This window comes from Archaeoglobus sp. (assembly GCF_017656475.1).
Classification (GTDB): domain Archaea; phylum Halobacteriota; class Archaeoglobi; order Archaeoglobales; family Archaeoglobaceae; genus Archaeoglobus.
This window is the reverse complement of record NZ_JACDNT010000051.1, coordinates 1-9,517: the sequence shown is the minus strand read 5'-3', so window position 1 is coordinate 9,517 and position 9,517 is coordinate 1. Positions and strand designations below refer to the sequence as shown.

Sequence of the window (9,517 nt, the reverse complement as noted above, 5' to 3'; positions counted from 1 at the left end):
GATTGAGAAGTTCTTGGGTGATAAGTTTAGGATGTTGTGCACTTAACCATAATTTTTTACTATAGGGAGGGGGAGGGGGTCCCCTCCTTCCAGAACATGATGGTGAAGTCTGACCTTCCAGGCTTCCTAAAGAAAAGATATAATCATTTGTTGCGTGGGTGAGTTCCAGTCTTGGTGGTGCCTTCATCAGTTTCCTTGCCTACACGATCATCAGGGTACAGCCGTTCCTCACCAGAATTCTCTCGGCTTCAACCTTGGTGTGGTCGAGCTGTTTGGCCAGCATCACCTGTTGAGGAGAGAACTTTAGCCTGAACCTTCCCTTCTCTATTTTCTCAATGGCTCCTATGCTCATTCCTCTGTTCAGGAAGCTGTAAACCGTTCTGTGGCTGAAAACACTCATTAGTTCTGAAATTGTGAACTCCTCAGAGGTCATGAGGATGTAGGCCACTATGGGAAAGTGTTTGAGGATGAATCCATCCAACTTCTTCTTAGCATGCCCACGATGGTTGGGGCTACTTCCGGGTGACGTAGGATCACCACGAGTTGCCGGCAATCCTCTACTCTGAGAGGTGTGGGAGGCGGCTCGATGTCCTGTCGTTCATCGTCTCCGCCTCCCTTTCTTTCCAAAGAGCATCTCTTCAAGTGATGGGAATGCGTGCTTGAGTTCCTCGTAGCCGTAGCTTTCATCCCAGAATGAGAAGTGCTCTTCTGGGAACCATGGGGGTATTGTGGTCTTCTTCTTTGGGGAACCTGGTGTGGGGATTGATGGAGGGCTGTATGGCGGAAAACTCGGGGGAGTGTACGGAGGAGTGTATGGTGGGAAACCTGGAGGGCTGTATGGTGGATAGCTATCCATTTCGCTCGGTGGTTTGTATATGCTTGTAATCTCCGTAATTTCATCAATCTCGCTAATCTCATCGAATATCAGCCGGTTAATTTCTGAAAAAGGCTCTCTGTAAAATGGGGCTCTTCTACCTGACTCACCAAACATAACCCTGGAAACCTCTGATGGAGAGCCTCTATACTTTGTCCGCCCCCTTCCATACCGGGAGAAGGGAGTAAGGCTTTTGCCAACATCTCTTCCGATCCATCTCGTTTCTGGCTTGAGTTCGTAATCCTTTACCCATCTCTCTAAGGTTTTGGCTTCTTCACGGGCTATCTTCCTTGCCTCCCTGGTTATCCTTGCCCCCTGTTCTGTGGCCTCTTTAAGAGTTTCTCTCAGAGCTTCGAGCTCATAAATCGGAACCTTCTTTCCCTGCCACTTGGTGTAGTATTTGAATTTGCCACCAATCAACCCTTCACCTCTCACGTTTATGAGCTCTGTTCCTGGAGAGATAACGGCTTCAGCCTCAGGCTTACCGAGTTCCGCCTCAGGTGTGACGTAGGCTTTACCCCTCTCAGCCCTTGTCTTCATCCACTCCTGAGCTCTGGCTATGTTGTATCTGACATCCTTTGGAAGCCTCTCCACAGCCTCGAGGCCGATATGAAGGATACCGGGCTTAACGAATAACGACTCGAGTGATGACAAGCGTGGAATCAGGGAGTATTTCGCTTCTCCAGCAATCCTTAGAAAATGTGGAGACACATCCGGTGCGATATACAATCCCGGCATATCTTTTGGCCTGTAAATTGCGGAGTGGACGACATCACCTTTACCGAGGCCTACGATTCCTCCAGCCTCTGGAGTGGCATGGAACCCGCTCACTTTTGCCTCTTTGCCTATATCTGTCCACTTTGTGGATTTGCTCTTGTAAAACTGCTTTACGATTGCCTCACCACTTCCAATCTTTTCAGGTCTTGGAAATGGGTACTTGCCGGTCACAACCTCTGGCTGAGTCAGCTTTTCGATTGGGATGTGTTCTTTACCCGCAAAACGGATGGCCTCAGATGTCTTCTCTACCGCCTTCCCAATCCCTTTGAACAGGAGTGTTGTTCCTATAAGCTGGCCTGCAAAGCGGTGTGGATGTTCGGTGATAAATTGGCCCATTTCCTCAGCAGTTTTCCTTGGTTTTGTGAGCAGAGAGGCCACAAAGAGAGGCATGCTCGGTATGGCAAGAGCTGTGTCAACTGTCATTCCCAGGAAGAACTCTCTTGCAGCTTCATATCCAGCAGGAGGCTTGTAAACATCACCAACCTTTTTCTCGGTTTCTCTAAAGGAGGAGTACCTCTCCACAAGTGGTCCGTGCTTCTTTATCGTTTCTTCGTAGAGTTTGACTTTCTGCTTAAACTTCTGGTACTCTTCAGCTGTGCCGACAAACTCTCCCTTTTCGTTGATCAGGCCCTTCTGCCTGTATCTCTCCACAACTGCGTTATACCTCTCCGCTGCCGTTTTGTATTCCTTGAACTCTTTCTCATGTGACTTGTAAATCAGCTCGGATAGAGTCTTAGGCTGCCCAGGTTGCGGTGTCCACTTCATGAAGAGGTGCTGTGGTATGGTACCCTCCCCAAGGAGGGGTTCATACCTCTCAAATGCGAGATGCTTCTCAGCCTCTTTCTCCAGAGCACCAGCAAGGTTTGCCAGGCCCTTCTCGTATCTCTCCCAAGCCTGGTGGATGACTGTTTTTTCAGGTTGAGGCTTTCCCCCGGCAAGGCTCGCCAAGCCTATGTAGACAGTCTCCAAAACTTTTCTGGTGTTCTCCCCAATTCTTTGGAAGACGTTTTTTCCAGGCTGTGGTTTTGCCTCTGTGGTTTTCGGTCTCGCCTCAGGGATCTCCGCTCGTGTAGGTTTTGCCTGGGTTGAAGACGGTTCTCCCTTAGAAACCAATTTCTCGAGTTCTTCTTTTGCCTGAGTAGCTTTGTCTGTGGATGTTTGAGGGGGCTTTGTCAAGGGCTTTGCTTCAGGAATCTCAGCCTTGGTTGGTTTTGTCTGAGTGGATTTGTGAGTCTTGTGGTGTTTGTGGCGTTTACTCGACTTTGAAACAGTAAGTCTGCCGCTCGATATCGCTCCAACTCTGTCAATCGGAGAAATGGGTTTGGACTTTTGAGGTTCACTCTTAGAGCTCAGATTCTTAGCCTGACTTGGAGTTATCGTTGCCGTTCTGTGCTCCGCATACGCCTTGCTGACCTTATCCTCCTTAGTTCCAGTCCCGTACCTTCCCGTATTTCCAGAAGCTGAAAGAGCCATCTCAACCACCCAGCTCTGCTTTTACAATACAGAGGCCTATTCCGCCACCAACGGACAGCATTTCAGACCACCTCGAACTCAACCTTTAACTGACCGTCCACAAAGTGGATTGAGGCTGTGGCATCCCCCTGAAGTTCTCTGCCGTAACGTGCCGGCACATAGACCTCACAGGTTCGGCCATTCCAAACGATTCCTCTTCTCTCGATAGTGCCAGATGGAGTGAATATGATCGCTGTGAACTCCTGATTCTCGAGTTCTCGCTGAATCGCTCGAGGCAGGTCGACCAGAAGTTTCTCCACCCTCATCCCTGTCTTAGTCCGGGCAAACCATGACCGGGCAGGCTTCCATATCTTGTTCATTTCTATCCCCCCGTGAAATCAAATACTTCCTCCTCTGGCTCTTTCGGCTTGCTCTCTCTAACCCAGAAAACTCCGACCTCTTTCCAGGCCTCTCCTTCCTTGATCATCAGCCGGAAGGCCGGCTGGTTCTCCTTCTCCCTTTTGTCGTTCTTGAACAGGTATGTTTCTCTCTTCCCCAAAACTCCAAAGTCCAGATACCCGGCCAGATATTTCCGGCCGTTTTGCTTTTTCTTTTCCTTTCCCGCCATTCTACCACCCCATCTCAAAAAGAAGGGAAGCACTAAGGCTTCTTCTTCCTCTTCACGATCAGCTTGACCTCCACCTCGCCCCGCTCCATGAGCTCTCCGAGCTTCAGGAAGAAGTCGATAGCATCTTTGGACTCGGCCTTGAGCCTCTCGATGAGGTCATCCTCATTGTTTGCTCTATCCTCCTCTTTGACTTTCATTGGGCAACAGCCTCCTCAACATCTTTACTTTCGAGTTCTCCGAGAATCCGCTCAACCAACACCTTAGCATGTTCTGGGTTGATTCCGTAAACCTCCCCGACCTTCTCACCAATGTCTTTCTCTGAGAATCCTCTTTTATTCATCCACAGAACTGACGGTCTGATGAGGTTGCAGATCTCCTCGATTGTTACACTTTCTTCTAAGATTTGTGGATAAACTGGTATGCGATCTAACTCGTAAATCTCAAAAAATCCTCGTTTAAATTCCTTCATTACTACCTTGTACTCAATTGCAATCTCTATCCATTCCTTGAGCTCCTCGTCAATCGGTACCAGCATTTTCAGACCCTCGCCCCCATCTCTTTCAGAATCTCTTCAGCTCGCCTGGCAAACTCTCTCGCCTTGGGAACTCCGTAGCTGGCCACGTCCTCGGCAACACTCTGGAGGCTCTTCAGAACCGCCTCGTTCGCAAACGATTCTATCGCCTCATCTCCGCTCCACTCACTCCAAGCCTTCAACAACTCCAAAACGTCCTTCCTCAACACTTCCTCCATTCTACCACCTCCTCTCTTTTCTCCCCCTTGAAGGAGGACCGTAACGGATGAATTTACGATAAACCCAATCTCCAAACTCCGAAACCGAGCCAGTAAAGACAGGGAGAAGCTGATCAGCTCTCAAAAAGTGATCTGAGCAAACCATCTGATTGACATCATACTCGTAAAGTCTGACTTCTTCACCATCCCTCTCGATATAATACAAGGGAACTCTCAGAGAACGGGCCACCTTCTTAAGAGTTACAGCCTGATATCCTCTTATCCTTAGATGGCCGTTCTTCTCCTCGAAAATGGCCCGAATTCTCGAACCAACTTCCAAGACCGCATCAATGTTGGTGACCACTACAGGGAGCTCTGGGTTTCTGTAAGGTCTTAGGGCCTGCCAGAGAGTGTTTTCAATATACTGGCCACAATGAGGACATCTCACTGGGAATTCACCTCCATTATAACCTTATCGCTCTTTTCTGCCCCAGAACCCTCAAGGAAGGCCACAAAATCAGAAAGGGGAACAACTATCCTTTTACCCTGTTTTCCATTGATTTTAACGTTCTTATACTCCCAGTTAAACCTCTCAGCTAAGGATTTGAGGGAATCAACAGCCAGACCATCCAGGACCTTCAGGACTGAGTTTGTGATAACAACTTCATCATCTCCTTTCAGACTGGCCCAGGGGATGAAATTCTCCTTTAATAGGGCTTCCAGCCTGTGTTTCAGCTTTGGAGCATAATATGTCCCATCCTCAACATAGACTTCAACCTTAGAGATGTGTCTGGAGTATCTCTGATTAACATCCTCGAGTAATCTGGCCCTGATCTCTTCATTAATGATCTCAGTTATTTCCTCAAGGCTTTCCCCCTCATGCTCTTCATCAATCCAGGAAGGAACCTCTAACTCTGCAAACTCAAAAGCTTCCCTAAGGAGGGTGGTTGAGACCTCAAGCCAGTCCTTCTTAAGCAATTCTGGATTTTCAGCGATTCTCTTAAAGACAAAATAACCCAGGAACCTCAAATCGTATATTCTGGGTAGAACCTTCCTCTCAAACTTGCTGACTTCCTCCCCTGTAACTCTATCAGAGATGGTGAAGAGGATCCCAACAAATCTCCTCAGGAGAGCATCATCTGAAGGGTAGGTCTTGTTTGTTGTAAAGATCATTGGGGATAAGGCTGGTTCCTCAACATAAACACCCTGGACATATCTTCCCCTTGCAAACATGCTTTCAATTGAGGATTTCAGAACTTCCTTGATGGAGTCCTTAGCTAGGATATCAGCAACCTCATTGATCAGAACGGGAAAAGTACTCCTGGAAACTTTTTCCCCAAACCTTGGAACAGTGTCAATGTGTTTCCCACTTTTCTCCTCCGGAGGGAGATTCCACATGGCCCTGATAATCTTCCCTAAGGTTGATTTGCCGGTATTTGAAGATCCATGTAACAACAGCCAGGGGAAGTGAATTCCATAAGTTCCCCTTATCTGCTTTATTGCATAGCTGAAAGGTGCCAGAATTCCCCACTTGATTACTGTTGTGAACCTCTCAGCCAGGTGATTATACCACTCTCTCCTTAGCTCATCAAGGAGAAGGAGGGAAGTTCTCAGGTCCCCCTTAGTAAATTCCTCAGCTTCCCATTTAACGGGTTTGATTTGACCTTCAAAGAAGTAAAATCCGGGTTTTTCAAGCTCTCTCCTTATCTCGGCCTTTCCATTCCTGATAAAAGCAATAACTAGAGAGGAGAGGGCATCCTCAATCAGTCTCTTATGTTTGACAACTCCATCAGACTTCAACCTCTGGGTTATGATCTCCAGCTCCGCAGGACCTATGGTTTTCTTCAGCAACCCATCAAACTCGATCTCAAACTTCCTGACTCCACCCAGAGTGTCATCATAAACAACAACTCTAACAGGACAGGTTTCAGCTATCAGCTCCTTGTAAACTATCCCTCCATTCTTTGGATCTTCATAGGCCCTGGCTATTATCCCCTTCCTGGGGTTTGCCACGTAATAGAGTTTCCTGGAGAAATCAATCAGGGAAAAGACTGAATCCATGAAGGGAGAGGACCTTCCAAGTTTCTCCTCCAGCTTCCTTATCAGCTCTAAGGATTGGAATTCTCCCAATAGTTTCTCAGCTATTTCCTGAAGGCCGGACTTCCCCTTTAGCTCCTCATCTGAGGGTGGGGTTCCCCTCTTGCCATAGGTCCGATCCAAAACGTAAAGCCTGAGATCTTTCTCTTCATCTCCATCAGCCAGGATCTCAACAACCTTCCTGGCAGAGCTGTAATCAATCCCGGCCTTTCTCAACCATCCACTTAGAAAGAGGATTACGTAATTCCTATAACCTGGCCTATAAATTGGCCTAAGGAGGTTAACGATTTCCAGAACTTCACTCTCTGAGAGCTTTTTATCCCCCTCTCTTTCCTTGGATTCCTCAGACTCTCTGGCCTGTTTCAGGGACTCCCTGGATTCTTTATCACCTTCCAGAATTCTAAGGAGGGTGAGGTATTCCTCCCAGGTCAGCTCTTGGATCCTTTCCGGTTTCTCAATGAAGGTGTAACGTTTACCTGAGGGATGGGGAGAGGGAGGAGCAACAACATAACCTCCTTCAGCTCTGATGTCAACTCCTAGCCTTATTCCTATCCTGTTATTGAAGAGCTTAGGATCAGGATCTCTAACTCTAAGGTAGTAGTGGAACCCCTTCCCGGTTTCAACTATCCAGGTCCTGATGAGCTTTTCATAAATTTCAGGAGACTTGGTTCTGAGTTCACGCAGAACCTCCAGGAGGACATCTTGGGAATCAAAATCTACAACAGCCAGGTTTTGAGAAATTTTGCCAGTTATTATGGCAATTCCCAATTTGTTCCCATTCCTTATAGCCTCAAACTGTTCCGGATTTGAGAACCAACCCTTAACCTCCTCTAAGGTTGGTAGGTGGTGCTGGTATTTCTTCCAGTCCACCAAGGCCGGTTTTCTTGATTTGCCATCAGGTAACTTGATCAGGGCCACAGGGATTATGCTGAAACCCTCGAACAGATATTCGAGCGCTGAGTTCAACAGCTCTTCAATGATCACCTTCACTCACCTCTTTGAGGTCATCATCGACCTTCACAGGATCAAAAACGAGCTTTCCGTTCTCTACGTAAGGATAAAAGCGATATCCTTCGAATATTTTCCGAATGAATGCAGGAACATAAAGCTTTCCAGTCTTATCTATTTTAATGAGCCTTCGAGAAGGTTTCGAACTAAAACCGCTAATGTTATCTAAATCTTGCTTCTTACTTTCCTCAGGGGTGATGTACCGAGCTGTGGTGGTTGGCATTACCCAACACCTCCAAGCTCTTTAATTTTTTGAACTCCAAGATAATCAGCGTAAAGCTCAATAGCTCTTCTCAGAATCTCGGAAACTGATTGATGGGCAATTGGCTTCGAATAATTACCCTGTAAAATAGCCTCAAGGATTTTTGCATGTTCAGGATATATTGTAGCTGAGATCTGCACTTTGTTCCATTTTGTTTGGACGCCTACCATGTAAAGTACACCTCCAGTTACTCAGTGTATAGTGGTATATTAGTTTCAAAACATTTAAGTATTTCGGTGGTAACTAGGTGTATGGAGGAGTTGAAAAAAATAGCAAGCGAAGGAGAAGGAAGGATTATTTTGGCGTTATCGGAGGGAGAAAAAAAGTGGAATGAACTCTTGGAGTTAACAGGCCTCTCGAAAAAAGGATTGGCTAAACATTTGAAACGATTGATCGAGAAAGGAGTAATTATGGAACGAATAGACAGTAGGGATCGGAGGGTTAAGATTTACAGTCTAAATCCAGATTTAGCGCCAAAAAATGTTATTAAAGAGGCTTTAACAATTGTCCTCCTAAAAAAAATTGTAATAGAGCTTTTAGAGTTAGATATTAAAGGAATTGAAAGTGGACAAGATATCAAGAAAGAAGTTTACAGCCTAATCGCTCGCCATTATTTTACTCTCAGCCTCGATAAAGAAGGAGTGGAAATTGTCCTAAAGGCTCTGAAGTATCTGGCTATAGGTTGGAACTATGTTTTTGAAAGATTCGCCGATGAAGAGATTGTAGAATGGTTAGAAAGAGAATTCACAAGAGAAAAGGAGGAAATATTAAAGGAAGGGATTGTAACTCTAAGATTGCTTCTAGAACAAGCTTACATCTACAAGTGGATTGCACAGCATGGAGGGGCAAATTTGGACAAAATCAAAAAGATTGGGTTAGAACTCAGAAAAGATCCAGAGGTTGTTGAAAGAATAATAAGAAACATTCAGCTAATTCATAAAAACATTGAAAACCTCGTTGAGATTCTAAAAACTGAGAGCCTAATGAGTCCTGTTGTCAAGAAAATGTGGGAGAAAGTTGAAAAAGAATTAGAGGGCAACGAAATCGAATATATTAAAGAGCATATAATTAAGTTGTTGTAATAGACCTTACTATTAAGATTTATTTGATTTTATGTCAAGTTACCTGGGTTACCTGAAGTGGTCAAAACTAAGGTAACGCCATATAGCCGTTTATTCTTGAAATAAAGCTCTCTCAGGCCTTCTTTACTAAGGGGTTACCTCCCTATATAGGTGAACCCCTAAACTTTTTCTGGCAACATCACAAAAGTTCAGGTAACCAGGTAACCGGGTAACTCCAGTAGCAACAAAAACCAAGTAACCCAGGTAACGAGGTAACCAGGTAACCTATTATTATAACCTATTATTATTAAGAAGATTATTATGAAGAAGAAAGAAGATGACGAAATCACCAACCAACCTTAGTGATGGACAACGCCAAACTTTATGTATTTTATACGTATATTGCTTCCATTATGCCACGTCCAAAGCTTGGGAAAGTTCGGGTGAACCTGACAGTTCGAAAGGATGTCCTGGAAGCTTCGAGGGAATACATCCCCAACCTGTCTCAGTTCTTTGAAGATAGGCTTTTGGAGTTTCTAAGGAGTGTAAATCGCTCTTTGGCCCATTCTAAGGAATGGACCGGTGGGGATTTGAACCCCAGGCCTTCGCCATGCCAAGGCGACGCTCTA

Annotated in this window: 14 protein-coding genes; 2 read left to right on the top strand and 12 right to left on the bottom strand. The window is 45.8% G+C overall.

Annotation, left to right across the window (positions count from 1 at the left end; translation table 11 throughout):
* The 12 genes from H0Z19_RS10755 to H0Z19_RS10700 form a co-directional block, all read right to left on the bottom strand.
* On the bottom strand, window positions 1-187 hold a 187-nt coding region (locus H0Z19_RS10755), incomplete at its 3' end, for a hypothetical protein (protein WP_290726501.1).
* A 12-nt stretch (window positions 188-199) separates the two neighbouring features.
* Window positions 200-481 carry a hypothetical protein gene (locus H0Z19_RS10750; protein ID WP_290726499.1) on the bottom strand — a complete coding sequence of 94 codons (282 nt, stop codon included), beginning with the start codon at window positions 479-481 and terminating at the stop codon, window positions 200-202.
* 117 nt (window positions 482-598) lie between these two features.
* Window positions 599-3,133 (bottom strand): hypothetical protein, encoded by a 2,535-nt coding sequence (locus H0Z19_RS10745; RefSeq protein ID WP_290726497.1) that lies wholly within the window; start codon window positions 3,131-3,133, stop codon window positions 599-601.
* Window positions 3,134-3,186: 53 nt separating this feature from the next.
* On the bottom strand, window positions 3,187-3,483 hold the full coding sequence (locus H0Z19_RS10740; protein WP_290726495.1) for a hypothetical protein: 297 nt from the start codon (window positions 3,481-3,483) through the stop codon (window positions 3,187-3,189).
* A 2-nt stretch (window positions 3,484-3,485) separates the two neighbouring features.
* Window positions 3,486-3,731, bottom strand: coding sequence for a DUF736 family protein (locus H0Z19_RS10735; RefSeq protein WP_290726493.1), 246 nt, complete (start codon window positions 3,729-3,731; stop codon window positions 3,486-3,488).
* Window positions 3,732-3,763: 32 nt separating this feature from the next.
* Window positions 3,764-3,928 (bottom strand): hypothetical protein, encoded by a 165-nt coding sequence (locus tag H0Z19_RS10730; protein ID WP_290726491.1) that lies wholly within the window; start codon window positions 3,926-3,928, stop codon window positions 3,764-3,766.
* Complete coding sequence (locus H0Z19_RS10725) at window positions 3,925-4,266, bottom strand: hypothetical protein (RefSeq protein ID WP_290726489.1); 342 nt, start codon at window positions 4,264-4,266, stop codon at window positions 3,925-3,927. The genes H0Z19_RS10730 and H0Z19_RS10725 overlap by 4 nt, the downstream gene beginning before the upstream one ends.
* A gap of 2 nt (window positions 4,267-4,268) precedes the next feature.
* Window positions 4,269-4,481, bottom strand: a complete 213-nt coding sequence (locus H0Z19_RS10720; protein WP_290726487.1) for a hypothetical protein — start codon at window positions 4,479-4,481, stop codon at window positions 4,269-4,271.
* Between the two features lies 1 nt (window position 4,482).
* Complete coding sequence (locus H0Z19_RS10715) at window positions 4,483-4,908, bottom strand: hypothetical protein (RefSeq protein ID WP_290726485.1); 426 nt, start codon at window positions 4,906-4,908, stop codon at window positions 4,483-4,485.
* Complete coding sequence (locus tag H0Z19_RS10710) at window positions 4,905-7,547, bottom strand: bifunctional DNA primase/polymerase (RefSeq protein WP_290726483.1); 2,643 nt, start codon at window positions 7,545-7,547, stop codon at window positions 4,905-4,907. The genes H0Z19_RS10715 and H0Z19_RS10710 overlap by 4 nt, the downstream gene beginning before the upstream one ends.
* The gene (locus H0Z19_RS10705; RefSeq protein ID WP_290726481.1) at window positions 7,531-7,788 is read right to left on the bottom strand and encodes a hypothetical protein; all 258 of its coding nucleotides are present in this window, start codon (window positions 7,786-7,788) and stop codon (window positions 7,531-7,533) included. The genes H0Z19_RS10710 and H0Z19_RS10705 overlap by 17 nt, the downstream gene beginning before the upstream one ends.
* Complete coding sequence (locus H0Z19_RS10700; RefSeq protein ID WP_290726479.1) at window positions 7,788-7,997, bottom strand: hypothetical protein; 210 nt, start codon at window positions 7,995-7,997, stop codon at window positions 7,788-7,790. Before H0Z19_RS10700 ends, H0Z19_RS10705 begins: the two co-directional genes overlap by 1 nt.
* Window positions 7,998-8,078: 81 nt before the next feature.
* Here H0Z19_RS10700 and H0Z19_RS10695 point away from each other — a divergent pair, with 81 nt between their 5' ends.
* Both H0Z19_RS10695 and H0Z19_RS10690 read left to right on the top strand, forming a co-directional pair.
* Window positions 8,079-8,909: a winged helix-turn-helix domain-containing protein gene (locus H0Z19_RS10695; RefSeq protein WP_290726477.1), complete on the top strand. Its 831-nt coding sequence runs from the start codon at window positions 8,079-8,081 to the stop codon at window positions 8,907-8,909.
* Window positions 8,910-9,253: 344 nt separating this feature from the next.
* A partial coding sequence (locus tag H0Z19_RS10690; protein ID WP_290726475.1) for a type II toxin-antitoxin system CcdA family antitoxin occupies window positions 9,254-9,517 on the top strand: 264 nt, incomplete at its 3' end.

Bases quoted from the DNA above. Each gene is read 5' to 3' on its own strand.
- H0Z19_RS10740 (WP_290726495.1), bottom strand. From the start codon at position 3,483: ATGAACAAGATATGGAAGCCTGCCCGGTCATGGTTTGCCCGGACTAAG.
- H0Z19_RS10735 (WP_290726493.1), bottom strand. From the start codon at position 3,731: ATGGCGGGAAAGGAAAAGAAAAAGCAAAACGGCCGGAAATATCTGGCC.
- H0Z19_RS10730 (WP_290726491.1), bottom strand. From the start codon at position 3,928: ATGAAAGTCAAAGAGGAGGATAGAGCAAACAATGAGGATGACCTCATC.
- H0Z19_RS10725 (WP_290726489.1), bottom strand. From the start codon at position 4,266: ATGCTGGTACCGATTGACGAGGAGCTCAAGGAATGGATAGAGATTGCA.
- H0Z19_RS10720 (WP_290726487.1), bottom strand. From the start codon at position 4,481: ATGGAGGAAGTGTTGAGGAAGGACGTTTTGGAGTTGTTGAAGGCTTGG.
- H0Z19_RS10705 (WP_290726481.1), bottom strand. From the start codon at position 7,788: ATGCCAACCACCACAGCTCGGTACATCACCCCTGAGGAAAGTAAGAAG.
- H0Z19_RS10700 (WP_290726479.1), bottom strand. From the start codon at position 7,997: ATGGTAGGCGTCCAAACAAAATGGAACAAAGTGCAGATCTCAGCTACA.
- H0Z19_RS10695 (WP_290726477.1), top strand. From the start codon at position 8,079: ATGGAGGAGTTGAAAAAAATAGCAAGCGAAGGAGAAGGAAGGATTATT.